Genomic DNA, 23,514 nt, shown 5'->3' on the forward strand with positions numbered 1-23,514 from the left:
TAGGAGAGAACCGTGAGCAAACAAATATTCGTCAACCTCCCGGTCGCCGACCTGCCGAAGTCCATTGCCTTCTTCGAGGCACTCGGTTTTTCACGGAACCCGCAGTTCGGCGATGACTCTGGCGCATGCATCGTCGTCAGCGACACGATTTTCGTGATGTTGGCCACGCACGCCAGGTTTCGTGAGTTCACGCCCAAAGCCATTTGCGACACGAGCAAGGCCGTCGAGGTTTTGCTCAACCTCCATTGCGAGAGTCGTGAAGAGGTAGATGGTCTCGTGGCCAAGGCGCTCGCTGCGGGCGGTTCGACCTACGACAAGCCGGAAGATCTGGGCTTCATGTACTCGCACAGCTTTGTCGACCCGGACGGCCATGGGTGGGGGCTCTTCCACATGAGCGCCATGCTGGCAGAGAAGTGATCCGCGTGGATCAAACACGAGACTATGCGGGCTAGTCATTCGTTCAAGGCGGGCAGCTTCGGCGCCGCTTAACTCCAGCATTAGTTCTAGGGGATAGTTCGATGCGTTTTGCAATTCTGATCGTCGCTGCAGCGACTGCCGTCTTTTCGGTTTCCGTGCTTGCCGCTGGCGAGGGTGACCTCAAGGTGAGCACCTCGCAAATTGTCGGCCTTACCAAATTTCTGGAGGAGCAACCACGCAGCGAGCATGCTCCGCCTATTCGCGCATTGATGTACGACTGGGAAGACAAGACAAAAGACGTGGTGGATTACGTGTGCCCCGGCGTTCTGGCACCTTTGCCAAATGATGGTGTGCCGAACGCACCGGAGTTGCTGGCGCAGTTCATTTTTGGCAGTGCCGCTTTTCAAATCGCAAATCCCTCGCAAAAGGGCGCGCTTCAGCCAAGCCAACTGGCTGGTATGCGCAGCATGCTCAAGGTCTATCAGGTACTCCTCGCCAGTGATCCCAAGGCCCGCATTCCTCGATTCGATGAGCTTCTGGCCAAGGAGGCAGACGGGTCGCTCCCTGCTTATCTTGAACCCGTAGTGACAGCAGAGTGCAAGCAATAGCGGGTTGACCAGGCAAGTGCCTGACGCCTCGTTCAAGATGGACGGCTACGCCGTCACCAAAGTCCAGCGTTGGCGCCGCGAACTGCATGCGCCGTTTACGACGAAGTGAGATGACATGAGCAACGCTAGTGCTGTTTTCTGCGCCATCTATCGCTGGCGCCTGCACCCGGGGGCCGAGCAAGGCTTTATCGAGGCCTGGTCGCGGGTGACTCCATTGCTGGTGAGCGAACGAGGCTCACTGGGCTCACGTCTGCATCGTGGGCCCGACGATATTTGGTACAGCTACACCCAGTGGCCATCGGCCGAGGCAAAGGCGGAAGGTCTGGCTCGTCCCTCGGTCGATCCGGAAGCCTGGGCCCAGCTGCGTGAGGCCATTGCCGAAAGCCTGCCGGAAATAATCCTCGAGCCGGTAGCGGACTTCCTCGTCCCGCTTGCGCATGATGGCGCTTGAGCACCCGGCCTTCCGTAGCAGCAACTGCGATCCCGACCGTTGCCCCCTTTGTGGGTCCGCCGAGATGACGAACTAAGAAACGAACCACTCGAAGCTCGGTATCGTCTCCGTTTGAACTTCTGAGCGCCAATTCCGTCGGGCAAGTCTCGCGATCAAGCAGGAACGTACGTCAACCGAATCAGGTCATCGGCGATTAAATCGCTGGCGACCAGGTGGAGCGGCGGCCGGGGGCCGGCGAAGAATGGCGTGCCACCACCAAGCACGACGGGGCGGAGGTAGAGTTGATACTCATCGATAAGACCGGCGTCGGTCAGGCTTTGCGCCAGGACTGGTCCGCCAACTTGAATCTCGCCAGCCAGCTCAGCCTTCAGCCCGCGTATCACCATCTCGAAGTCATCCGAGACAAGGGTGGCGTTGGGGCCAACTGACTTGAGGGAACGCGACACGACCCACTTCGGCAAGCTTCGCCATGCCACCGCGAAGTCGCGATCCTCCGCGTCCCAATCAGGAAGATCTTCGTCCCAATAACGCATGATCTCGTACATGTGGCGACCGTAGACGACTCCCGTCAGGCCACGCACCAGCTCGATGAAGTGGCGGAAGGCCGCGAGCGGAGGCGGCCCAAGTTTCATGTGGTCGACGTAGCCATCGAGGGACTGGCTCAATCCGTAGACAAGTTTTGCCATGCTGCAAATCTCCCTTCCACGTTCTTCAGAATAGCTTGAGCCGACTGTCGCGCGGAGGTGAGGTTGAACACCATCTGCGCGCCGCATCGTCGGTGTGGCCAATAACCCGAGGTCCGTTTCCCCAATCCCGAGATTGAACCTTAGACACTACCCGAAGCTCCCTACGGCAGCGCATGGCCCCTCAGCTTGGTTAAGATGGCGAATTGCCGAACAGCAGCAGGAGCCACCCGAGTGATCATCAAGCCCAAAGTCCGCGGATTCATCTGCATCACCGCCCATCCGGTCGGTTGCGAACACAACGTGCTCGACCAGATCAAGGTCACCCAGGCCGCGGGTCATGCGGCAGGCAACGGCCCGAAGCGCGTGCTGGTGATCGGCGCCTCTACCGGCTACGGCCTGGCCTCGCGCATCACCGCCGCGTTCGGCTATGGCGCGGCCACGCTCGGTGTGTTCTTCGAGAAGCCCAGCAGCGCGGAGAAGACCGGCACCGCCGGCTGGTACAACTCCGCCGCGTTCGACAAGGCGGCCAAGCAGGCCGGCCTGTACAGCAAGTCGATCAACGGCGACGCGTTCGCCAACGAAACCCGCGCCCGCGCGATCGAGATCATCAAGAACGAAATGGGCGGCCCGATCGACCTGGTGGTCTATTCGCTGGCCTCGCCCGTGCGCAAGCTGCCGGACACCGGCGAAGTGGTGCGCTCGGCGCTCAAGACCATCGGCCAGCCGTTCACCAACACCTCGGTCGACACCAACAAGGACACCGTGATCGAGGCCACCATCGAGCCGGCCACCGAGCAGGAAATCAAGGACACCGTCACCGTCATGGGCGGCGAGGACTGGGCGCTGTGGATCGACGCGCTGAGCGCCGCCGGCGTGCTGGCCGAGCACGCCAAGACCGTCGCCTACAGCTACATCGGCACCGAGATCACCTGGCCGATGTACTGGCACGGCACCCTGGGCCAGGCCAAGCAGCACCTCGACAACACCGCCAAGCAACTGCGCAGCCGCCACCCCGGCCTCGACGCCTACGTCGGCGTGATGAAGTCCGTCGTCACCCAGGCCAGCGCCGCCATCCCGGTGATCCCGCTGTACGTGTCCATCGCCTTCAAGATCATGAAGGAGAAAGGCATCCATGAAGGCCCGATCGAACAAGCCAACCGCCTGTTCCACGATCGCCTCTACCGCGCCGACGGCGCCCCCGCACCCACCGACGACGAAGGCCGCCTGCGCCTGGACGACTGGGAACTGCGCGACGACGTGCAGATCCCCTGCAAGACCCTCTGGCCCACCGTCACCACCGAAAACCTCAAGCAGATCACCGACTACGCCGGCTACAAGCACGAGTTCCTGCAGCTGTTCGGGTTTGATCGGGCGGACGTGGACTATGACGCCGAGGTGGACGCGGATCGGCGGTTTGATTGCATCGAACTTTGATATCGCGCAAGTCGCCGTCGTAGCTACGTAGCTGAGGAGGAAACTTGGGCATTGAAGCCGTCATTGCCGCGGAGCGGCAGCGTTATGTGGATTTCTACGCTGAGACGAAGGCGAGGCTGACTGCCAGCGGTAGTGATGTGGTCGGAGAGCTGCTGATATCCATCAACAACGACGAGATCCCCTATCCATATCGCTACGTTCGAGCTGACATCGTGTCAAAGGGTGATGACGGTGCTCCGCAGCTAAGCGAAGTTCGCATTGATACCGACCCTGCGTTCGAAGCAACGGGATACAACTTCGGTGCCTTCCAGGTAGAGGTCTATCCGTTCACCTGGTGCAGTGTGCAAGTGGTGTTCGACAAGCCACCGAAGAGCGAGAGCCAGATCGAGGATTGGATCACTCGCAGGCTCGATGTCGATGATCGTGGAGGCACGGGGCTAGACGGACTGAGTGGGGCAGTCCACTCGTTCAGTCCCGTCGAGTCGAATGGGGAGTGGTGGTTCCTGACCGCTGATTTCGGAACGGCGCCAGCAGATGCGCTGATTGAGTTCATTGAGCTCTTGGCATCGCAAGGCATGTCTAAAATCGTTCTGAAAGCTGGGTAGAAGTTTTGGATGCGATACCGAGACAGACTCGCTCACCATTGTGAGAAAGTGAACCTGACCTCGTTCGTGGCGCGCTATTGAATCGGGCTTATAGGACTCATTGCTATGCCAAACTCTCCACCACGTGCCCACGCATACCAAGTTGACTTCGCCCTCCATACACTCGGATGGAAGGCATTTCAGGACTTGTGCGCCCAAGTATGCGAGGAAGCGTTTGGTCGTACTGTGTCCATTTACAGGGAAGCACAAGATGGTGGGCAAGACGCTGTATTCCTCTTACCCACGAAGGATGGCCACGCAGAAGCCACTGTTCAATGCAAATTTAGCAGCAAGTCCGATCACAGACTGAAGGTTGGTGACATAGCAATCGAACTGGAAAGTGTCGAGAGCCTAGTAGCAGATGGTATGGCAAGCACCTATTACTTCATCACTAGCATGGGTGTGGATGCTCCCGTTGCGGCAGCAATTCGAAAACGGCTTCTTGCTGCGGGTGTTAGCGAGGCTCATGTGCTTGGCCGTGAATGGCTTACTAGTGAAATCAAGAGTAGCGCACGATTGCGCGCCCTCGTGCCTCGTGTTTACGGGCTCGGAGACCTTTCTGCCATCGTTGATGAAAGGTCTGCATCCCAAACAAGAACTCTGCTAGGCCACTTGCTTCCTGGGTTGAAAGTATACGTCCCTACCTTTGCACACCGAACAGCAGTGCGAACGTTGGGAAGCCACAAGCTTGTTCTTCTATTGGGTGCTCCGGCAACTGGCAAATCGATGCTCGCCGCCATCCTCGCGACGATGGCTATTGATACCGATCACCTGGAATGCATCAAGTGCGAAGGGCCACTAGAGATGAGACCGCGCTGGAATCCCAACGAACCGCGGAAGCTTTTCTGGGTTGATGACGCATTTGGACCTAATCAGCTACGCGATGATTACGTCGACGCATGGATCGAGTTCATGCCGAAAATGAAGGCCGCTATCGAGCAGGGGAACCACTTCATTCTTACTTCCAGAACACATATCTGGAACGAGGCCAAGCACAAGTTGGGTACTCGTAATCATCCTCTGTTGGCCAACGGGAAGTCGATCGTAAATGTAGGTCAACTTTCGCCTGAGGAGCGGCAGCAGATTTTATACAACCACGTGAAGGCGGGCCAGCAACCCGAGAATTGGAAGACGCTTATTAAGCCCCATCTTCCCGCGTTGGCTGAGCAGGTGAGTCTGCTTCCGGAAATAGCGCGCCGACTTGGGGATCCAAACTATACATCCGCAGTTCGGACGCTCCCCGAAGACCTCGTACGCTTTGTCCGTGAGCCCGAGGAGTTCTTGAAGGGAACTATTCGAGAGCTCGTTGTTGCTCAGCAAGCCGCCATGACGTTGGTATTCCTGGCAAGATCCCGTTTGCCTGTCTATGGTGTTGCAGGCGAAGAGTGCAAGCTTGTGGCCGAGAAATACGCGACGTCCGTTTCGGCCGTCACCTTGGCACTAGAACAACTCGAGGGAGCATTCCTGATTAAGCGTGAAGAGCGCGGTGATATGTGCTGGGGCTTTGTGCATCCCACCTTTGCAGACGCCGTGAGTAGCATCCTTAGTGGCAGACCGGACCTTGTCGAACTCTATCTTAGGGGCGCAAAAGTCGAGACTTTGTTGGCGGAAGCCGTGTGCGAGGGTGCGCCGACCGTGGATGACGCCGTCGTAGTTCCGGATTCCAGCATTGAAACCTTGATCAGCCGCTTACTTGAGATTCCAGACGAAGGGAAATTGAACGAACGACTGTTCCAGTTCCTGAATCGACGAGCACCAAGGAGCGTCGTCGAGCGAGTTCTTCACTTGTCTCCGCACTTGCTCAATCGGAAAGGATCGCCAAGTCCATGGATGGTGATCAGTCGGCATGCGGAAATTCTACTTCGAGCGACCGCGTTCTCCATGAACTTGCTCGACGAAGAATTAAGGTTGGACACACGTCAGGCCCTTGAGAATGCCGTGCACCATTCTCTCGACGCTTCCTATCTTTCTGAAGAAAATATTCTGGCAATATTTCGTCCTCATGAACTGATCACACTTACGATCGAACTTGTAGGAATGCTTGAGGATACGATTCCGTCGGAGATAGCCAATCTCGAGAGTAACGCCGACGCTGATGGGGATATCGACGATCAATTCGAACGCGTCAGCTCTTTCGTTAGAGAGGTGCGCTGGATCGTCGAGGGTGATGAGCGCATGAGGGACCGCCTAGATGATCTCGATAACGACATTGAGGCGGCGAAGACCCAGGTCGAGGCGCGCAAATCACGAGAGGAAAGCGAAAGTTTCTTCACCAATGTTCCATCTGCAGCTATCGCTGAGGAAGCAACATGCAGATCTATATTTAGCGATATCGACGAATAGCGAAATCTGGGTCAGCGTGCACTTTCTTGAGGCACATGCCTTGGAAAGTCGACTCTGCCTCTGTTCGAAAACTGACCGGCATGGGAGCGGGAAAAGTGTCAGGGACAATTTCCGCCTGTATTGATGTCCTGCCGCATGGCGTTTGGTGCGGCCGAATTTTCCTTGACACCATTCTTGTGCCGTTTTGGGCTTGTAAGCGGGGCGCGCTGTTACTTGCGCGGGGCCTTCATGTTTTTGCGCCCTTGCCCGAAACGGGGTGCGGTCTGGCTTCCTTTGGGATGCACTGAGGTTTGCCAAGAAGCTCGACCAGCCGCGACTCGCATGGGGAGAGGTCATGACCCCGTCGTTGCGAGATCACGAACGTGAGCGGACCAAGGTGCCAGGCGCGGCGTTCAAGTTCGACGAGCTCTCCCTTTGCCAGATCCTCGCCGACGAGGTGTCGCGGCAGGTGTCCCCAGCCGAGACCGGCCTTGAGAAGGTCACGCTTGGCGCCGAGATCATTGACCAGCCACAGCCGCTTGCCGGCAACGCCCTGTTGGGTTTTCTCCGCTTCCGGTTGGTTGTCCGTCACGACGATTTGAACATGTCGACTCAACTCGTCCTGCGGGACGGGTTTCGGTATTGAAGCGAGGGGATGGGATGGCGCACATAGCGTCACCATCTGTGCATCGCACAGCCAGTGGCGTTCGATGGCATCCGGGTTCACTTCCGGTACGTTCTCGACCGTGATGGCCAGCGCGCACACCTTTTCCAGCACCAGTCTCTCGCCGCCCTGCATGGTCGTGATGCGCAGGTTGATCGCTGCGGTTGGGAACTCCGCTTGCAGCGTCCGCAAACCGTCAATGAGGTGTGCGCGCGGGAAGTAGACATCGACCGCCACCGAAAGCTGGGGTGCGCCGGCTCGGGCGATCGAGCCGGCGCGGCTCTTCATTTCTTCCGTGCGTGAGATGACCGCCCGCGCGTCCGGCAGCAGGCTGCGTCCCGCTGCGGTGAGCTGCGCCTTCCGTGTATTGCGATCGAACAATTCGACATCGAAGGCGCTCTCCAGCGCCTTGATCGCGTGGCTGATGGCCGACTGCGCGCGACCGAGTTGCCGTGCTGCACCCGAGAAGCTTCCCTGATCGCATACCGCAACGAACGAACGCAGTTGGTTGATGGTGACGTTGTCGAGCATACATATCCAAAAAACAGATCTTATTAAGACATATTTCGTCAATTGTATTGATGTGTCAACAGAACCATCTTCGTCAGGACCTTAAACAAGAAACGAAGGATGCATGACATGAACAGACTGAGTGGACAAAAACTGGCGGGAAAAATTGCGGTCATTACAGGCGGAAGCAGCGGGATTGGCTTGGCCACAGCCAAGCGCTTCGTGGAAGAAGGTGCGCACGTCGTGATCACCGGGCGACGAGAGAAAGAGCTGAAGGAGGCCGCCGCCTCCATCAAGGGAAACGTCACGACGGTCGTGGGCGATGTGTCGCGCCTCGAAGATCTGGACCGGCTCTTTGCTGTCGTGAAAGAGAAACATGGTCACATCGACGTTCTCTTCGCGAACGCGGGCGCGGGGACAGTCGCACCGCTTGCGGTAGCTAGTGAGGCCCATTTTGACCAGACCTTCGACGTGAACGTGAAGGGAATGTTCTTTACGGTGCAGAAGGCCCTCCCCCTCCTCAAAGACGGCGGTTCGATCATCCTGACCTCTTCGGTCTCCAACGTGCTCGGGCTTCCGGCATTTACCGCTTACGCCGCGAGTAAGGCGGCTGTGCGCAACTTCGCGCGCGGCTGGGCCAAGGAATTGATAGACCGAAAGATCCGTGTGAATTGTGTGAGCCCCGGAGCGATCGACACCCCGGCCTTGGCGACGACGACGGGCCTTACCGCTGAACAGGCCGAGCAAGCAGCCGCGCAGTTCATCACGCAGATCCCAATGGGCCGCAGGGGCACGCCCGAGGAAATCGCCGCAGCAGTCACGTTCCTCGCCTCCGATGAAAGTTCCTACATCACCGGTATCGATCTTCCCGTCGATGGGGGCATGGCGCAGGGCTAACCCTGGCGCGTTTCCGTGGCTGGACTTGCGGGCACGCCGTCCTCATTGGTAGCGACACGAGCTGGGGTGGCGGCCGCATATCTGAAGGCCTCCGAGGAGGTGCCGAGGACCATTTCGTCTTTGCCACTACCGTCCCGGACGGCAAGCTGACGAACATCCGGGAGCACATTGATACGCAGGCGCTGGCGCGGGCCACTCAAAGGAACGCGTCCGCGCCGGCGCAGCGCCGGCCTTGGCGGCTTTCTTCGCCGTCTATGGCGAATAAGCCGTGGACCGCTGCCTTGCACGTCGTACGCTCGTCGAATACCCAACCGTAAAGGAGATCCCTATGTACAACCAAACCAAGCAATCCGAGTTGATCCGGTTCGCACGAGTCGAGGCGGGCTCCACCGTCATCGACGTTTACCCAGGCGATGGCGACTGGACCCGTCTCTTCTCCGACATCGTGGGACCCGAAGGACGGGTCTACAGCTTCGTGCCGGCCGAAGTCGCCCACTTCAAGAACGATCCGGTCGGCGGCATGCGGACGCTTGCGAAAGAGCCGGGCCGAGAGAACGTCGAAGCCGTCTCGGTGGACCTCGTGGCGATGCCGGAGGTCACGCAACCAGCGGATGTCCTGTGGCTGCACCTGTTCTACCACGATCTCCACACCGCGCTTATGCAGGCCAAAGGCGCGACGGCAGCGGAGTTCAATCGAGCTGTCTACGAGCGGCTGAAGTCCGGTGGGTCCTACGTCATCGTAGACCACGCCGCCGCCGTCGGGACGGGCACGAGCGACGCCCAGTCGCTGCATCGGATTGAGCCTGCCACCGTTCGCGAGGAGGTGGAGGCGGCCGGCTTCGTACTGGATGCGGAAAGCACCATGCTCGCGAACAAGGACGATCCGCACTCGATCAAGGTGTTCGATCCCTCGATCAAGGGCGAGACCGATCGCTTCGTCTATCGGTTCGTGAAGCCCTGACAGGTCCCGGCTTCGTGCCCACTTCGGCAAGGCGGCAACAGGGAGGGAGGAAGTTAAGTCGAATTGGTTGTGCGCGTTCACCTGATCGCACGTCCAAGGACCCGGCAGCACGACGTGAGCGGGCAACGGTCCAAAAGAATTCAGGTTGAAATCGCGCTGAGCCGGACGAACGGTGGCCGCCGATGCTGCATCGATTGTTCACGCCAGCAAAAGCACACTCGGGTTCTGATTCCCGGAATGTCTTGCCATGTCCGATATCCGCCGCGACTCCCAAGCCGGGCCGACCGATACGCACAAGCCGCGCAACCATGGGTGGCTGCGTGTCATCGCGGTGTACAAGGCCGCCAAGACCATCGGCTTGATCCTGGTGGCGATCGCGGCGTTCCATCTGGAGCGCTCGCAGAACTTCGACCATCTGGTGCACTGGCTGGAGCAGTTGTCGCTGAGCGACAGCAACGGCCTGCGCTGGAGGTTGGTGGAGAAGCTGCAGTCGATGGGCCCGAGCAAGTTCGTGGCGATCGGACTGGTTGCGCTGGCCTATGCCGCGATCTTCGCGACCGAGGGCATCGGGCTGTGGTTGCAGAAGTACTGGGCCGAATGGTTCACGGTAGTCGCCACCGGCTCGCTGGTGCCGCTGGAAATCTACGAAGCGGTGCACCGTTTCAGCGGGTTCAAATTGGCTGCGCTGATCGCCAACATCGCGATCGTCGCGTATCTGGTACGCGTCGCCCTGCAGTCACGGCAATCTCGCTCAGCCGGGTGATCGGACCCTGCAAAACCCGGGTCAGAGTGCACCCTCTTTGAGGGTGACGGCATGGAAAGTCGACCCTGCCTCTGTTTCGGTACGAACTAGTGAGAGAAGTTTCCTGCGGCACGACAGTTTCCATAAAAAATCCGCCGAGCCCAATGTCTCGCAGCTTCCCCGTCGTGGTGCTGTCAGTCACGCTGAGACGGTAGGCCGCTTGCGCCAGCTTATCCAGCCGACCACGAATGACAATGTCGCCGCGACGAGTGGTGGCACAGCATGCGCGTATTCGCCGTGGATGATGACGGTCGCGAGGGCGGCAAGCATGACGGTGCAGCCGAGCGCCGCGCCCAACAGGCGACTCGGCGTCCGGAAAAGCAGAATGGCAGCGGTGAGTTCCAGCGATCCGGTTACGAAATGGAACCAGTGCGGGTACCCCCACTTCAGGTATTCCTGGTAGATGGATCCCGGGGCGAAGATGTTGCTGAGCGAACCCACGACGAAGAAAGCGGCAAGGGCCAAGGGCAAGACTTGGCGCCAGGAGATTTTAGACATTGGTGCGACCTCAGATGATGAGTTTGCTGCCGATGGGATGCGAATCTCCGGAATGGATTCCGAAACTCACATCCCACCGCTGATCCGCGAACCTACGCTGTAGCGGCCTCCTGGGCCGCCGCGAAGACATCGCGAGCGGATGTGGTGCCCGGGACGTGCTCCGTACCCTCGACCCCGAGGTCCATCCAGCCGGAGTTGACGGCGTCAAACATCGCTTCGGCCGGTCCCGTGTGGCCCTTCGGAATGCCGATCTGCTCGAACGCCGCCGGCCACCCGGCCCGCGGGACAGCAAAAGCTTTGACGTCGACCTTCAGGACTTCACCCAATTGCGTCGCTACGTCATCCGCGCTGACCATCGAACCGAGCTCGATGACCCGATGCCCCGACCACGCCGGCCCGGTCAGAAGCGCTGCGATCTCGGCGCCGACATCATCGGTCGCGACCATGGTCGATTTCCGATCTGTCGGGTTGTAGTAGACGGGGAGCGTGCCACCTTGGGCGACATGCAAGCCGTAGAGGAAGTTTTCGAAAAAGCCGCCGGCGCGCACATAAGCGATCGGCAATGTCAGGTCGCGAAATCCCTGCTCCAGAAGCGACAGCGCCGTGATCATCCCCAGCCCGCTGGTTCTGTTCGCACCCATGGATGAGAGTGCTACCACCCGCGGCGGTGCTGCCTGGGCAAGCGCACCAACGTAGTTTGCAATCACCGCCTTTGCTTCTTTGTAGTCAGGCGAAGGCGCCCATATCGGTGGCAACATGACAAACGCGCCTGCGACATCTCGAAGCGCCATCTCGATGGCTGCCGAATCATTCCAGTCGCCGTCTACCAGTTGCACGCCTTGGTCGGCCCATTTCGCCGCCTTTTCACGATTCCGGACGAGGGCGCGTACTTCTTTGCCTTGCGCCAACAGATGTTTTGCCGTGGCGCCGCCAACTTTTCCCGTAATTCCCATGACTAAAAACATGAGCGTTCTCCTGATCTGTGTGGTTTCTGTATGCAAAGGCCAACTGACCGGCCTGGGGTAGGTCTACTATAGAGACCGCCTCCGCAGGCTGTAAGGAGGCAGTTTTTTGTAACCAGCAGATCTCGAGGAATTCCGCATGAGCAACGCATCGAGCGCCATCGAACGATTTAGCCGATATCCGTTGGGTGAGTCCCAGTCCGTGCACTGCCCGGTGCGCGATGTGCTCGACCGCATCGGCGACAAATGGAGCATGCTCATGATCATGGCTCTCGCGATGCGACCGCACCGTTTCAGTGAGCTCCACCGCGCTGTCCATGACATTTCCAAGCGCATGCTCACCCAGACCTTGCGCGATCTGGAGCGCGACGGACTGATCACGCGCCATGTCTTCCCGACCAAACCGCCGAGCGTTGAATATCGTCTGGCCCCGCTGGGCCTGTCGCTGCTGGACCCGATGGCGAGCCTCGTCGAGTGGGCGGACCGTTGCCATGGCGACATCCATGCCGCACGCGCCCGCTTTGACGGCACGCCCGGTGATGTCCCACGTCAGGCTGTTCCTGCTCGATCGAAGGTTCACAAGAAGATGGCATGAGGCTCGGTTGACCCACTTCACGTCCACTTGCGATCGAGCGCATGGGTCGAAGCCTGTTTCCCACGCGTTGCGTCCAAGCATCGTCGCTGACATCTCCTCCGGCGATTTGCCGCTGCCGTTGAATCGCGCCAAGATGAATCGCAATGGCATCGCATCTGGAGTTTCCGTGAAAACCGCGACCATCCCTTCGCTGCGGGTTGAATCCGTGCTGCGCCGCGCCGCAGAGGAAGTTTTGCGCGACGGGGAAAGTCTGTCCGGCTTTGTCGAGTCTGCGGTGCGGGCGCAGATTCAGCAGCGCCAGGAACAGGCCGCTTTCATCGCTCGTGGTTTGGCTTCGCGTGATCAGGCCAAAGCTACCGGCGTGTACTTTTCGTCTGGCGCCGTGCTGAAAAAGCTTGAAGCGCGATTGGCCAAGGCAAAGAAAGCTTCGGCATGACATTCAAGATCCGCTTCACGGAGGAAGCGTTAGCCGACCTTGAACGGTTGTATGAATTTGCCTTAGCGCACCAGCGCTAAGATGACCTCGCATGGGGCGAGCGGAGACGGGGATGTGGAAGCGGGTGGTCGGCTACGGGGCGCTGCTGGCGGCGGGTACGCTTGCCCTACAGTGGCTCGACTACCAGCGTCTGGCGCGGATGCATTCGGGCGACGTCTACTTGTTCCTGGTCGCGGCGGCCTTCCTGGTGCTCGGCATCGTGCTGGGCGTGCGGGTGTTCGCCGCGCCGGCGCCGGTCGCCTTCGATGGCAACCCGAAAGCGCAGGTGGCGCTGGGCCTGAGCGAGCGGGAGCTGGAGGTGCTGCATGAACTGGCCGCCGGCCACTCCAACAAGGAGATCGCGGCGCACCTCCACATTTCGCCCAACACGATCAAGACGCACGTGGCGCGGCTATTCGAGAAGCTGGGCGCGAAGCGGCGCACCGAGGCGATCCGCCGGGCGCGCGAGCTGGGGATCGTGCCCTGAAGCAGCCCTATTCGGGGTGAAAACGTCGAAATCACCTGTTTGGGCGATTGCCGGATGGCGCCGGATCGCGGTCAATGGCGGCCCTATCCACCACTCAAGGAGTCACACCATGTTGCGCACCATCCTGAAGTACGGCCTGATCGCGGGCCTGGTCGTCGGCGGTTTCGAACTCGTCACCTTCGTCGCGTTCTCCGGGATGCCGCCGATGAAATACGGCATGGTGATCGGCTACACGACGATGCTGATCGCACTGAGCGCGGTGTTCGTGGGGATCAAGCGGCACCGCGACGTCGACCGGGGCGGGGTGATCGGGTTCTGGCCGGCGCTCGGGGTCGGGCTGGGCGTCAGCTTCATCGCCGGGATCTTCTACGTGGTCGCGTGGGAAGCGGTGCAGGCGATGACGCACATGGATTTCGCTACCTCGTATTCGAACGCGATCATCGCGGGCGAGAAGGCGAAGGGCGCAAGCGCCGAGACGCTGGCGAAGCTGAGCGCCGAGATGGAGGCGTTCAAGGTCCAGTACGCGAACCCGATGTATCGCCTGCCGATGACCTTCGCGGAGATCTTCCCGGTCGGCGTGCTGGTGTCGCTGATCTCGGCAGGGCTGCTGCGCAACAGCCGGTTCTTGCCCGCGCGGCGGGGTTGAGGCGTTTTGCGACTGCGTGTCGATTCAGCGATCAGTCGTTCGTCGCATAGATGGATGGATGCATACACCGCTGAGGCGTGCGACACACGGGACCGACGCGAGTGTGCAGGCCGCAGAACAGGTAGCAGCCATCCGCATTGCCAACCCTGATCGGGACCCTTCAACTTATACGGAACAACTTGGCATGAACAACGCTATTCGAACGGCTTCCCGGCGACTTGCCGCCAGCTCGGTCGCCATCTTGCTTGGTGTGTATTGCGCGATGTCCCGTGCTGCCGACGCGTCCTCACCACCGGCCATGCCCGTCATGGCTGCGCCTCCCGCCGGCGTGTACCAGATCGACAAGTCCCACGCGAGTCTGCAACTTCGGGTGAGCCATATGGGCTTCTCGACGTACACCACGCGGTTCAGCCACTTCGATGCAACGTTGACGTTCGACCCAGGCAACCTACCTGCATCCAAGCTCGTGGCCACCGTCGACGCTGCGTCGTTGGAAATGGATGCGGCACCGAAGATGTGTACGGATATCGTGAAGGGACCTCAGTTCCTGGACACGAACAAGTTTCCCAAGATCGTCTTCCGCTCGGAAAAAATCCGGATGACCGGCGCCAAGTCGTTTGAAATCCTGGGCAGCCTGGATCTGCACGGTGTCACTCGTCCCTTGGTTCTCACGGGCACTTACAACGGTGGGTATGCAGGAATGCCCGACATGGACCCGCACGCTCGCGTCGGATTCTCCGCACGTGGAGCCTTCAAGCGCTCGGATTTCGGTATGGGATATGGCGTACCTGCTCCGGGTACAACCATGGGTGTCGGTGACTTGATCGACATGTCCATTGAGGTCGAATTCACTGGGCCGCCGCTGCGGACGGCTGCCGGCAGCCCCCACTGAATTTTTTCCGATGACTTGTCGAATTCCGGTTCGGCCGTTCGTCGACATCGTGAAAGCAGCCAATCAGCGCCCATCACGGGCTGACTGAAACGTACCCGTTGTCAGGAGGAATCCCATGCAAAAAGCGAAGCGCGCCATCGAAGTCATGAGCTTTGTACTACTGGCGATGTTCGGCGCATCGCAGCAAGCGCTGTCGCAGGATGCGCAGAAGTCTGGTGTGGCGCCGTCTTATCCGAAGATGGCTCCGGTTGACCAATACCTGATGACGAACCGGGAGGCCGAAATAGCCCTGGCGCGAAGTGCGGCGCCGGAGTCCATTTCCCGTGACGCTACGGTCCTGGTGCTGGGGCGCAAGGGCTACCAGACAGCGGTCGAAGGCAAGAACGGGTTTGTCTGCGTGGTGGGCAGAAGTTGGGGCGGGCCGTTTGACTGGCCGGAATTCTGGAACCCGAAAATAAGGGCCGCCGATTGCCTGAACCCCCAAGCCGCACGTTCGATCATCCCCATCTTCAATCTGCGCGCCAAGATGGTGATGGCGGGTCGTTCCAAGGCGGAGATGCTGTCGGCACTCCACGCCGCGTACAAGAACAAACAATTGCCGGAGCTCGAAAACGGCGCCATGGATTACATGATGTCGAAATCGTCGTATCTGACTGACGAAGGGGACCACAACATGCCTCATCTGATGTTCGACACCCTGGTCAAAGACGGCAAGGATTGGGGTTCCGGCGCTGAGGGCTCACCGGTCATGTCCAGCCCCTACTGGTTCTTCTATCCGGGCCAACAAGCCCAGATGAAAGGCTTGCCGCCCATCCTCGTGTTCCTGGTCGGGGCCGCAACGTGGTCCGACGGAACGCCTGCGGGCATGCATAGTCACTGATACCGGGGCGGTTTGGCGTTGAGAGCATCCTCGCGTGTTAGGGATGGTCTGAATAACTCGTCATCCCAGCGAAAGCTGGGATCCAGTGCCATTGCAAGTGACTGAAGACGCTGGATTCCAGCTTTCGCTGGAATGACGGGCAAAGAGTTATTCAGACCATCCTTAGCGACCTTCTGCAGCGATCGCGGTGCGGGCGCGTCAATAGCTCTTTCCACGCGCCGACACCGGCCAGACCACCTCCGCCTTGCCGTTGCGCACGCCGACGTACCAGTCGTGCAGGTTGCAGGTCGGGTCGCAATGCCCGGGCACGAGCTTTAGTTTTTCGTTGATGCGCAGCACGCCGCGCCTGTCCTCGATCACACCGTGTTCGTCCGAGGCGTTGATGTATGCGACATCGTCGCGGCCGTGGATGACGGGCAGGCCGCTGTCGAGCGACTGCACCTTGAGGCCCGCGTCGCAGACCGCCTGGCCGGGTATCGCGCGGCTCATCACCGAGGTCAGGATGAACAACGCGTTCTCCCATTCGCCATGGTCGATGCGCTGGCCGTCCTTGTCCCGGATACGTCCGTAGTCCGCATCCATGAAGGCGTAGCTGCCGCATTGCAGTTCGTTGTAGATGCCTGATTCGGTCTCGAAGTAATACGAGCCCGTGCCGCCACCCGTGACGAGTTCGGGCGTCAGCCCGGCCACTCGCAGACCCTCGACGATGGGCTTCACCAGAGCGATAGCGTGGTCGAGCTTGGCCTTGCGGTCCGCGTAGTTTTCCAGATGCTGCATGGCGCCCTGGTACGCCTGGATGCCGGCGAATCTCAGGGCCGGCGCGGCGTCGATGGCTTGGGCGATCGCGACCGCTTCGCCGGTCGTGGCAACGCCGCAGCGGCCCGCGCCGCAGTCGATCTCGACGAGGCATTCGATGGTGGTGTCGTGCTTTTGCGCCGCGGCCGAAAGTTCGGTCACGTTCGCCACGTCATCGACGCAGACGGTGATCCGCGCGCCGTAGCGCGGCAGGCGCGCGAGCCGATCGATCTTGCCCGGGTCGCGCACCTGGTTCGATACGAGGATGTCCTTGATACCGCCACGCGCAAACGCCTCGGCCTCGGACACCTTCTGGCAGCAGACGCCGACCGCACCGCCCAGCCTTTCCTGCAGCTTCTGCACATCGACCGACTTGTGCATCTTGCCGTGGCTGCGATGGCGTACGCCGTGTGCCTTCGCGTAGTTGCCCATCTTGACGATGTTGCGCTCCAGCGCATCGAGATCGAGGATCAGGCAGGGCGTCTGGATGTCCGCCTCGTCCATGCCCGGCAGGGCGGGGATGTCATAGCCGACTTCGCAGTCGGCGAAATCCATCGTTGCGTTCACGGGAATCTCCGCGGTTCTCAAGTGGCTTGCCGGGATCGGCATGGTTTCCGGTGATGATGACATTGACGCGCTTGCCCGAAGAAATCCACGGAAGCGGCTGCGGCAGGCCCGATGCGGCATGCAGCATCGGGTCCGATTTCCTGTCTTGAACGCATAACCTTGGCGAGTGCCAAAACGGAGGGGCGTCATGAGGCTTTGGGCGATTGCGTTGTGTCTGTTGGCCGCATGCGGAAGCACACATGCGGCGACAACGGTTTGGCAACCCGCAGCGGGAAACACTCAAATGCCGATCTGGCCGGGAGCGGCGCCTGATGCACAACCTGTTCCCGGTCCGGAAACGGCGACGGTGAGCGACAAGTTGTTGGCCGGCAAGCCGGCGACCGCGGTGACCAATGTGACCCGGCCCACGATGACGGTCTACGCGCCCAAGGGGAAGAACACGGGAGCTGCGGTCGTGGTGTTTCCGGGCGGCGGCTTCCAGATCCTGGCCATCGACCTCGAAGGCACCGAAACCTGTGACTGGCTGACATCCAAGGGCATCACTTGCGTCTTGCTGAAGTATCGCGTTCCGAGCGTGCCCTATGTGTGGAAATGCGATTGCCGACCGCACAATTACCAGCTGTCGGTCCCTTCGTTGCAGGATGCCCAGAGAACGATGCGACTGGTGCGCCATCACGCTGCGGAATGGCATGTCGATCCGCACAAGGTGGGTGTGATCGGGTTTTCGGCGGGCGGCTATCTGGTGGCGGAAATCAGCACGAACTTCAAGCGCCGCCTGTATGCACCCGTCGACGACGCCGACCAGGAAAGTGCCCGCCCGGATTTCGCGATGCCCATCTATCCGGGGCACCTCGCGGTCGACCACGACAGCAAGTTGAATCCGAATGTCCCTGTCTCACGTGAAACGCCACCCACGTTTCTGGTGCAGGCCGAAGACGACAACGTGGACGGCGTCCAGCAATCCCTGGTTTATTTCACGGCGCTGAAGAAGGCCGGCGTGCCGACGGAAATGCACCTGTATGCACACGGCGGACATGCGTTCGGGCTGAGGCCCACCTCGGATCCGATCACGCGCTGGCCAGCCTTGGCTGAGACATGGATGAGCACCATCGGGATGATTCCCGCGACAGGTCGATGATCGTCGCATCAGCAAACGGCGCGGACGGTCGCTAGCCTCGTTCGTTTCGATGGTTACCCACTCTGGATATCGTCTTGCTTTTTGTGTAGATAATAAATATGATGTGTATCATATGAAGAAAGCCGCCGTCCGATCCAAGGAAGCCACACACGAACGCATCGTCGAAACTGCCGCGCGCGCTATCCGCCGCAGTGGTTATGACGGTACCAGCGTCGCCGACATCATGAAGGAGGCTGGCCTCACGCATGGTGGGTTTTATGCTCACTTCGCATCGCGCGAAGCGATGCTTGCCGAGGCGGCGGATCGCGCTGGCGCCGAGGCTGTCGCCGCATCGGCGCACATCGCCGCCTCCGTACCGTCGGGGCAGGCGCTACAGTCGCTGCTGCGTGCTTATCTGTCGAAGGAACACGTAATAAGCCCGGAAATGGGCTGCCCGGTAGCTGCCCTCGGTTCGGAGATGCCACGTCAGGCGCCCGAGGTACGGCGAGCCGCCACGCGCCGCATCAAGGAAATGATCGATGTCGTCGCCCGTCAATCGCCCGACTGGGGGCAGCCTGGCGCGCATGAGCATGCGCTGGTCACGGCAGCGACGATGGTTGGCGCCTTGGTCATGGCGCGCGCTGTCGACGACCCCAAGCTTTCCGACGCGCTGCTGAAGGCGGCGTTGAAACACCTCGTTCCCGCTGGCGCCTGAGTGCAGCCGTGTCGGTGTTTGCTCGACCTTGAATATGATATTCATCATATCATTCGCAAGACGAGCGCCACTGCCGCCCAGATCCAACAGCCTCTGCATCGCCATCACCGCAACCGAATTCGTGACCATTCACTGAAAGGCATGTACATGAAACCCAGGAAATCCATCGCGCTCGTCACGGGAGCCTCCTCAGGCATCGGAAAGGCTACGGCAGAGCGACTCACCCTCGCGGGCTACACGGTCTACGGCACCAGCAGGCGTGCAGCGCAAGCAAACCAGCAACCCTTTGCGATGTTGTCACTTGACGTGACCAGTGACGAGTCGGTCGACGCTGCGGTCGGGGAAGTGATCCGACGGGAAGGCCGCATCGACTTGCTCGTGAACAACGCGGGTTTCGGCGTTGCACCCGCTGGAGCGGAAGAAAGTTCTCTTGAGCAGGCCCGGGCGATCTTCGATACGAACTTCTTCGGAATGGTCCGGATGACCCGTACGGTCGTCCCCCATATGCGACGCCAAGGCACTGGCCGCATCATCAACATTGGCTCCATATTTGGTTTCTTGCCTATGCCCTATATGGCCCTTTACGTCGCAACCAAACACGCGCTAGAAGGCTATTCGGAGTCCCTCGACCACGAGCTGCGCACGAGAGGCATTCGGGTCTCGGTCATCGAGCCGGCAAACACAAGCACGCAGTTCGACGCGAACGCACTGGAGCCCGACTCGCAGCTCGAGGAATACCGCGAGATCCGTGCGGCCATGGTGAAAAAAATGAAAGAGCTCGTCGAGGCTGGAGACAAGCCTGGTGTTGTAGCCGACGCCGTGCTGCGAGCCGCGCTCGCGACCAGCCCGAAGCTGCGATACACAGCCGGTGGGCGTGCACGCGGCCTGCAATTCCTCCGCAGATTTGCGCCGGCTGGCCTGGTGGACGCCGGGATTCGACGAGATCTGCGACTCGATGCTGTGCCGGCAGGAGAAACATCATGAAAGCCTTCATCATCGACCAGTACAGCAAGAAGGATCCGATGCGGCTTAGCGAAATGCCAGAGCCCGAGCTTCGGGATGACGATGTGCTGATCGAGGTTCACGCCGCAGGCCTGAACCTGCTGGATTCCAAAATCAAAAGCGGCGAGTTCAAGCTGATCCTGCCGTACCGCATGCCGCTTGTGCTGGGCCATGACGTGGCCGGTGTCGTAACTCAAGTTGGATCGCGAGTCCGGCAATTCAAAGTGGGCGACGAAGTCTATTCGCGGCCACCGGATCACCGCATCGGTACGTTTGCGCAATTCATTGCCGTGAATGAAAACGATGTCGCGCCCAAGCCCAAGAACCTCACCATGGAAGAAGCGGCATCGATCCCGCTGGTCGGCTTGACGGTGTGGCAGGCCCTGGTTGAAAAAGCCAACCTGAAGAAGGGGCAGAAGATCTTCATCCAGGCAGGATCGGGCGGCGTCGGCACCTTGGCCATTCAGTTGGCCAAACATATCGGGGCCACGGTAGCCACCACCACGAGCAGCGCCAACACTGACTTGGTGAAGAGCCTCGGGGCAGACATCGTCATCGACTACAAGAAAGACGATTTCGAGAAAGTGCTGCAGAACTACGATGTAGTTCTGAATAGCCAGGATGCGGCGGCGCTGGAGAAATCCCTGCGCGTGCTGAAGCCAGGCGGGACGCTCGTCTCGATTTCCGGGCCGCCTGATCCCGAATTCGCCAAAGCAAGCGGAGCGCCGTGGTTTGTGAGGCTCATTGTCCGGCTACTGAGTGCCGGAGTCATGAAAAGGGCGGTCCGACGCGATCTGAAGTATTCGTTCCTCTTCATGCGGGCTGATGGACATCAGCTGCGCGAGATCGCCCGACTCATCGAGGCAGGGGCCATCCGCCCGGTGATTGATCGCGTCTTTCCATTCGAGTCAGCCAACGAAGCCCTGAGGTACATTGAAGCAGGCCGCGCGAGGGGCAAAGTCGTCATCAAGATCAAGTGAGTCCGGTGTCCGCGCGCGGGATCTCCGAAGTGGATCCGACCCCGTCAGCGATCCTCCGATCCAGCACGGCTCTCCTTCAGAAGTCCGAGCTGCAGCAGGCTTTCAGCGGTGGCGACGATCGCCTCTTCGCTCGAACGCGGGGCCCAGCCGAGCACGCGTTGGGCTTTTTCGCTGGTGGCGTTCTTCGGCTTGCCGAGTTCGGGAAGGATCTGTTTGACCGCCGGGTCGCGCAGCGCGGCGAGGCGTACCAGCCAGTTCGGCAATTGCCGCGTCGGCACCCGTCTGGCCGATGCGCCCATGCGGTTCTTCAAGATCATGGCGATGTCGCGGATCGAGAGGAAATCGCCAGCGACGGCGAGGAATCGCTCGCCCTTCGCAGCGGGATCGGTCATGGCGCGAATGTGCAGGTCGGCGACGTCACGCACATCGACGGCACCGAAGCTGAGCTGCGGGCAGCCGGGCATAGCGCCATCCATCAGTCGCTGCACCAGCAGGATCGAGGTCGAATAATCCGGTCCGAGCACCGGGCCGAACACGCCGACCGGATTGACCACGGCAAGCTCGAGGCTGCCGCCTTCGTTGGCGATGAAATCCCAGGCTGCGCGCTCAGCCAGGGTCTTCGATTTCGCGTAGGGCTGCACGTCTTCGCCGGCGGGATCGGTCCAGTTGCTTTCGTTGAACGGCGTCTGCTGCACGTCCTGCCCATAACCGATCGCCGCGAACGAGGAGGTCAGCACCACGCGCTTGACGTAGGCATCGCGCGCGGCGCGCAGGACCCGCAGCGCACCTTCGCGTGCTGGCACGATCAATTCATCCTCGTGTTTGGGCAGGGTGGGAGGAAACGGTGACGCGATGTGCAGCACGTATTCGCAGCCAGCAACGGCTTGCGGCCAACCTTCGTCGCTCTCGAGATCGGCGACCACGAACGAGAGCCGCTCGGTCGATTCGGCGCCACCTTGCTTCAGCATCGCGCGCACGTCGTCTTCGCGCTTCAGGCTGCGCACCGTGGTACGTACCAGGTGGCCCGCAGCCAGCAGCTGCAGGATGGCCTGGCTGCCGATGAAGCCTGATCCGCCGGTTACCAGAACGGTGCTCATGGTGATTCCTGTGGTTGGATGCGTGAAAAACAAAAGGGGTGACGTCAGTCCGTCATAGTAGACGTCTTCCGACCCAGGGACAGATTGCACCTTGGCGAGCCAGATTGCGTCCTCCATGACGCCGGACCGATACCATAGTGGTCCCGCATTCCTTCGGCCAGGCACCCACATGTCTTCAAAGATATACATCCGCCTGTTCACCGCCGCACTTTGCCTGACCCTCTCGCTGCCGTTGGCCGCCGACGAGCAGCACGCTCCGACCATCGGTGAGCAACGTGAAGCTGTGCTGTTCTGGCCGCAGGCACAGCGCGAGGCGCAATTCCGGCAGATGTACAAGCTGTTTCCCAGCGACCACGCCGCACACGGTGCGCATGTGCGCGCGCTGCCGCAGGGCAAGCCGCTGGTACTGGACGGGAAGGGCACGTCGGGGTTGTTGGCCAGCTATATGGATCAGCATCACCTTGCCGGCGTGATGGTGCTGCAAGGCGGGCGTGTCCGCTTGCAGCGTTATGCGCTGGGCTTCGCACCGGAGCAGCACTGGGAGTCGTTCTCGGTGGCGAAGTCGGTCACTTCCGTCTTGCTGGGAGTTGCCTTGCAGCGGGGTGACATCCACAGCATGGACGACACGCTGGGTACCTACATCCCGGAGTTGCGCGACAGCGCCTACGCCAAGGTCACGGTGCAGCAGTTGTTGACGATGACGTCCGGCGTGCACTGGAACGAGGACTATGCGGACGCCAAGTCGGATGTGGCGCAAATGTATCTGCATGCCTGCGTCGACGGTCAGGCGCATGTGCTGTCGTACCTGAAGAAACAGCCGCGGCAATGGCAGGCCGGCACGCACTGGAACTACAACACCGCGGAAACCGATCTGCTCGGCATCCTGGTGCAGCGTGCCACGCACCGTTCGCTGGCCGCCTATCTGTCGCAGACGATCTGGCAGCCCTACGGCATGGCCGCCGATGCGTACTGGATCAAGGACGAATGCGATGGCACAGACACCGGCGGCAGCGGCCTGTCGGCGACCCTGGGCGACTACGCGCGGCTGGGGCAATTCATGCTCGACGGTGGTCGCATCGCGGGCAAGCCAGTGGTCGCCAAGGCGTGGCTTGAGGGTGCGATTCGCCATCAGGAAAACGTCGACGATCCGGGCCGCGGCTACGGCTATCTGTGGTGGACGGACAAGGATGGCAGCTATGCCGCGATCGGCATCTTCGGCCAGATGGTCTACGTCGATCCCTCGCGCCAGCTGGTGATCGCCCAGGTGGGTGCGTGGCCGCATGCGACGTCCGACGAACTGGTTGCCGCGCGGTGGGCGTTCGTGGCGGCGGTCAAGCGTGCGGTGGATGCTGAGCGGGCGCCGTCGACGCATTGAAGGACGTTGCGTGCCAAAAGCAGCGTGACCGGAAG

Annotated in this window: 27 protein-coding genes; 20 read left to right on the forward strand and 7 right to left on the reverse strand. The window is 60.4% G+C overall.

Features of this window, described 5'->3' with window-relative positions:
* The first annotated feature begins 12 nt into the window (after positions 1-12).
* The 3 genes from IE071_RS05055 (at position 13) to IE071_RS05065 (ending at position 1,476) form a co-directional block, all read left to right on the forward strand.
* Entirely contained in the window at positions 13-417 is a 405-nt protein-coding gene (locus IE071_RS05055; protein WP_189440023.1) for a VOC family protein, read from the forward strand.
* Between the two features lie 101 nt (positions 418-518).
* Positions 519-1,025 (forward strand): hypothetical protein, encoded by a 507-nt coding sequence (locus IE071_RS05060; RefSeq protein ID WP_189440024.1) that lies wholly within the window; start codon positions 519-521, stop codon positions 1,023-1,025.
* A 115-nt stretch (positions 1,026-1,140) separates the two neighbouring features.
* Positions 1,141-1,476: an antibiotic biosynthesis monooxygenase family protein gene (locus tag IE071_RS05065; RefSeq protein ID WP_189440025.1), complete on the forward strand. Its 336-nt coding sequence runs from the start codon at positions 1,141-1,143 to the stop codon at positions 1,474-1,476.
* 152 nt (positions 1,477-1,628) lie between these two features.
* On the opposite strand, the gene IE071_RS05070 is transcribed toward IE071_RS05065, so the two are convergent.
* The gene (locus IE071_RS05070; protein ID WP_189440026.1) at positions 1,629-2,162 is read right to left on the reverse strand and encodes a dihydrofolate reductase family protein; all 534 of its coding nucleotides are present in this window, start codon (positions 2,160-2,162) and stop codon (positions 1,629-1,631) included.
* Between the two features lie 231 nt (positions 2,163-2,393).
* Here IE071_RS05070 and fabV point away from each other — a divergent pair, with 231 nt between their 5' ends.
* From fabV to IE071_RS05085, 3 genes are all read left to right on the forward strand, one after another.
* Complete coding sequence (fabV, locus tag IE071_RS05075; RefSeq protein ID WP_189440027.1) at positions 2,394-3,596, forward strand: enoyl-ACP reductase FabV; 1,203 nt, start codon at positions 2,394-2,396, stop codon at positions 3,594-3,596.
* Between the two features lie 44 nt (positions 3,597-3,640).
* A complete protein-coding gene (locus IE071_RS05080; protein ID WP_189440973.1) occupies positions 3,641-4,201 on the forward strand; it encodes a hypothetical protein in 561 nt (186 codons plus the stop codon).
* A gap of 405 nt (positions 4,202-4,606) precedes the next feature.
* Positions 4,607-6,583, forward strand: a complete 1,977-nt coding sequence (locus IE071_RS05085; protein ID WP_189440028.1) for an nSTAND3 domain-containing NTPase — start codon at positions 4,607-4,609, stop codon at positions 6,581-6,583.
* 226 nt (positions 6,584-6,809) lie between these two features.
* Here IE071_RS05085 and IE071_RS05090 read toward each other — a convergent pair whose 3' ends face one another.
* Positions 6,810-7,757, reverse strand: a complete 948-nt coding sequence (locus tag IE071_RS05090) for a LysR family transcriptional regulator (RefSeq protein ID WP_189440029.1) — start codon at positions 7,755-7,757, stop codon at positions 6,810-6,812.
* Positions 7,758-7,865: 108 nt separating this feature from the next.
* On the opposite strand from IE071_RS05090, the gene IE071_RS05095 reads away from it, so the two are divergent.
* The 3 genes from IE071_RS05095 (at position 7,866) to IE071_RS05105 (ending at position 10,357) form a co-directional block, all read left to right on the forward strand.
* Positions 7,866-8,633 (forward strand): SDR family NAD(P)-dependent oxidoreductase, encoded by a 768-nt coding sequence (locus IE071_RS05095; protein ID WP_189440030.1) that lies wholly within the window; start codon positions 7,866-7,868, stop codon positions 8,631-8,633.
* A gap of 328 nt (positions 8,634-8,961) precedes the next feature.
* Complete coding sequence (locus IE071_RS05100) at positions 8,962-9,594, forward strand: class I SAM-dependent methyltransferase (protein ID WP_189440031.1); 633 nt, start codon at positions 8,962-8,964, stop codon at positions 9,592-9,594.
* A gap of 247 nt (positions 9,595-9,841) precedes the next feature.
* A complete protein-coding gene (locus IE071_RS05105) occupies positions 9,842-10,357 on the forward strand; it encodes a DUF2127 domain-containing protein (RefSeq protein WP_189440032.1) in 516 nt (171 codons plus the stop codon).
* A gap of 177 nt (positions 10,358-10,534) precedes the next feature.
* On the opposite strand, the gene IE071_RS05110 is transcribed toward IE071_RS05105, so the two are convergent.
* A complete protein-coding gene (locus IE071_RS05110) occupies positions 10,535-10,861 on the reverse strand; it encodes a DoxX family protein (protein WP_229792755.1) in 327 nt (108 codons plus the stop codon).
* Between the two features lie 125 nt (positions 10,862-10,986).
* On the reverse strand, positions 10,987-11,859 hold the full coding sequence (locus tag IE071_RS05115) for an NmrA family NAD(P)-binding protein (RefSeq protein WP_189440034.1): 873 nt from the start codon (positions 11,857-11,859) through the stop codon (positions 10,987-10,989).
* A 136-nt stretch (positions 11,860-11,995) separates the two neighbouring features.
* On the opposite strand from IE071_RS05115, the gene IE071_RS05120 reads away from it, so the two are divergent.
* The 6 genes from IE071_RS05120 (at position 11,996) to IE071_RS05145 (ending at position 15,831) form a co-directional block, all read left to right on the forward strand.
* Positions 11,996-12,451, forward strand: coding sequence for a winged helix-turn-helix transcriptional regulator (locus IE071_RS05120; protein WP_189440035.1), 456 nt, complete (start codon positions 11,996-11,998; stop codon positions 12,449-12,451).
* A gap of 7 nt (positions 12,452-12,458) precedes the next feature.
* Complete coding sequence (locus tag IE071_RS16005) at positions 12,459-12,887, forward strand: YlcI/YnfO family protein (RefSeq protein ID WP_425503424.1); 429 nt, start codon at positions 12,459-12,461, stop codon at positions 12,885-12,887.
* Positions 12,888-12,999: 112 nt separating this feature from the next.
* Positions 13,000-13,413 carry a response regulator transcription factor gene (locus IE071_RS05130; protein ID WP_189440036.1) on the forward strand — a complete coding sequence of 138 codons (414 nt, stop codon included), beginning with the start codon at positions 13,000-13,002 and terminating at the stop codon, positions 13,411-13,413.
* 109 nt (positions 13,414-13,522) lie between these two features.
* The gene (locus IE071_RS05135) at positions 13,523-14,059 is read left to right on the forward strand and encodes a DUF4199 domain-containing protein (protein ID WP_189440037.1); all 537 of its coding nucleotides are present in this window, start codon (positions 13,523-13,525) and stop codon (positions 14,057-14,059) included.
* Between the two features lie 184 nt (positions 14,060-14,243).
* Positions 14,244-14,951, forward strand: coding sequence for a YceI family protein (locus tag IE071_RS05140; protein WP_189440038.1), 708 nt, complete (start codon positions 14,244-14,246; stop codon positions 14,949-14,951).
* Between the two features lie 115 nt (positions 14,952-15,066).
* Positions 15,067-15,831, forward strand: coding sequence for a hypothetical protein (locus IE071_RS05145; protein ID WP_189440039.1), 765 nt, complete (start codon positions 15,067-15,069; stop codon positions 15,829-15,831).
* 198 nt (positions 15,832-16,029) lie between these two features.
* Here the strand turns inward: IE071_RS05145 and bhcC are convergent, their stop codons facing one another.
* Both bhcC and IE071_RS05155 read right to left on the reverse strand, forming a co-directional pair.
* On the reverse strand, positions 16,030-17,181 hold the full coding sequence (bhcC, locus tag IE071_RS05150; RefSeq protein ID WP_229792756.1) for a 3-hydroxy-D-aspartate aldolase BhcC: 1,152 nt from the start codon (positions 17,179-17,181) through the stop codon (positions 16,030-16,032).
* Complete coding sequence (locus IE071_RS05155; RefSeq protein ID WP_189440974.1) at positions 17,150-17,320, reverse strand: hypothetical protein; 171 nt, start codon at positions 17,318-17,320, stop codon at positions 17,150-17,152. The genes bhcC and IE071_RS05155 overlap by 32 nt, the downstream gene beginning before the upstream one ends.
* A 60-nt stretch (positions 17,321-17,380) precedes the next feature.
* Between IE071_RS05155 and IE071_RS05160 the strand changes: the two genes are divergently transcribed.
* Genes IE071_RS05160 through IE071_RS05175 form a run of 4 tightly spaced genes read left to right on the forward strand, consistent with a single transcriptional unit; the run spans position 17,381 to position 21,007 of the window.
* Complete coding sequence (locus IE071_RS05160; protein WP_189440040.1) at positions 17,381-18,331, forward strand: alpha/beta hydrolase; 951 nt, start codon at positions 17,381-17,383, stop codon at positions 18,329-18,331.
* A 49-nt stretch (positions 18,332-18,380) separates the two neighbouring features.
* Complete coding sequence (locus IE071_RS05165) at positions 18,381-19,025, forward strand: TetR/AcrR family transcriptional regulator (RefSeq protein WP_229792757.1); 645 nt, start codon at positions 18,381-18,383, stop codon at positions 19,023-19,025.
* Between the two features lie 18 nt (positions 19,026-19,043).
* On the forward strand, positions 19,044-20,009 hold the full coding sequence (locus IE071_RS05170) for an oxidoreductase (RefSeq protein WP_229792758.1): 966 nt from the start codon (positions 19,044-19,046) through the stop codon (positions 20,007-20,009).
* Entirely contained in the window at positions 20,006-21,007 is a 1,002-nt protein-coding gene (locus IE071_RS05175) for an NADP-dependent oxidoreductase (protein ID WP_189440041.1), read from the forward strand. Before IE071_RS05170 ends, IE071_RS05175 begins: the two co-directional genes overlap by 4 nt.
* 44 nt (positions 21,008-21,051) lie before the next feature.
* Here the strand turns inward: IE071_RS05175 and IE071_RS05180 are convergent, their stop codons facing one another.
* Complete coding sequence (locus IE071_RS05180) at positions 21,052-22,104, reverse strand: SDR family oxidoreductase (protein WP_189440042.1); 1,053 nt, start codon at positions 22,102-22,104, stop codon at positions 21,052-21,054.
* A 169-nt stretch (positions 22,105-22,273) separates the two neighbouring features.
* On the opposite strand from IE071_RS05180, the gene IE071_RS05185 reads away from it, so the two are divergent.
* A complete protein-coding gene (locus IE071_RS05185; RefSeq protein ID WP_189440043.1) occupies positions 22,274-23,479 on the forward strand; it encodes a serine hydrolase domain-containing protein in 1,206 nt (401 codons plus the stop codon).
* The last annotated feature ends 35 nt before the right edge of the window (positions 23,480-23,514 follow it).

The organism is Rhodanobacter panaciterrae (assembly GCF_014651895.1).
Classification (GTDB): Bacteria; Pseudomonadota; Gammaproteobacteria; order Xanthomonadales; family Rhodanobacteraceae; genus Rhodanobacter; species Rhodanobacter panaciterrae.

Coding starts and splice junctions, on each gene's coding strand:
- IE071_RS05115 (WP_189440034.1), bottom strand. CDS start 11,859: ATGTTTTTAGTCATGGGAATTACGGGAAAAGTTGGCGGCGCCACGGCA.
- IE071_RS05060 (WP_189440024.1), top strand. CDS start 519: ATGCGTTTTGCAATTCTGATCGTCGCTGCAGCGACTGCCGTCTTTTCG.
- IE071_RS05095 (WP_189440030.1), top strand. CDS start 7,866: ATGAACAGACTGAGTGGACAAAAACTGGCGGGAAAAATTGCGGTCATT.
- IE071_RS05070 (WP_189440026.1), bottom strand. CDS start 2,162: ATGGCAAAACTTGTCTACGGATTGAGCCAGTCCCTCGATGGCTACGTC.
- IE071_RS05065 (WP_189440025.1), top strand. CDS start 1,141: ATGAGCAACGCTAGTGCTGTTTTCTGCGCCATCTATCGCTGGCGCCTG.
- IE071_RS05130 (WP_189440036.1), top strand. CDS start 13,000: ATGTGGAAGCGGGTGGTCGGCTACGGGGCGCTGCTGGCGGCGGGTACG.
- IE071_RS05105 (WP_189440032.1), top strand. CDS start 9,842: ATGTCCGATATCCGCCGCGACTCCCAAGCCGGGCCGACCGATACGCAC.
- IE071_RS05120 (WP_189440035.1), top strand. CDS start 11,996: ATGAGCAACGCATCGAGCGCCATCGAACGATTTAGCCGATATCCGTTG.
- IE071_RS05155 (WP_189440974.1), bottom strand. CDS start 17,320: ATGCTGCATGCCGCATCGGGCCTGCCGCAGCCGCTTCCGTGGATTTCT.
- IE071_RS05180 (WP_189440042.1), bottom strand. CDS start 22,104: ATGAGCACCGTTCTGGTAACCGGCGGATCAGGCTTCATCGGCAGCCAG.
- IE071_RS05140 (WP_189440038.1), top strand. CDS start 14,244: ATGAACAACGCTATTCGAACGGCTTCCCGGCGACTTGCCGCCAGCTCG.
- IE071_RS05165 (WP_229792757.1), top strand. CDS start 18,381: ATGGTTACCCACTCTGGATATCGTCTTGCTTTTTGTGTAGATAATAAA.
- IE071_RS05085 (WP_189440028.1), top strand. CDS start 4,607: ATGGCAAGCACCTATTACTTCATCACTAGCATGGGTGTGGATGCTCCC.
- IE071_RS05160 (WP_189440040.1), top strand. CDS start 17,381: ATGAGGCTTTGGGCGATTGCGTTGTGTCTGTTGGCCGCATGCGGAAGC.
- IE071_RS05175 (WP_189440041.1), top strand. CDS start 20,006: ATGAAAGCCTTCATCATCGACCAGTACAGCAAGAAGGATCCGATGCGG.
- IE071_RS05145 (WP_189440039.1), top strand. CDS start 15,067: ATGCAAAAAGCGAAGCGCGCCATCGAAGTCATGAGCTTTGTACTACTG.
- IE071_RS05090 (WP_189440029.1), bottom strand. CDS start 7,757: ATGCTCGACAACGTCACCATCAACCAACTGCGTTCGTTCGTTGCGGTA.
- IE071_RS05100 (WP_189440031.1), top strand. CDS start 8,962: ATGTACAACCAAACCAAGCAATCCGAGTTGATCCGGTTCGCACGAGTC.
- bhcC (WP_229792756.1), bottom strand. CDS start 17,181: ATGGATTTCGCCGACTGCGAAGTCGGCTATGACATCCCCGCCCTGCCG.
- IE071_RS05185 (WP_189440043.1), top strand. CDS start 22,274: ATGTCTTCAAAGATATACATCCGCCTGTTCACCGCCGCACTTTGCCTG.
- IE071_RS05135 (WP_189440037.1), top strand. CDS start 13,523: ATGTTGCGCACCATCCTGAAGTACGGCCTGATCGCGGGCCTGGTCGTC.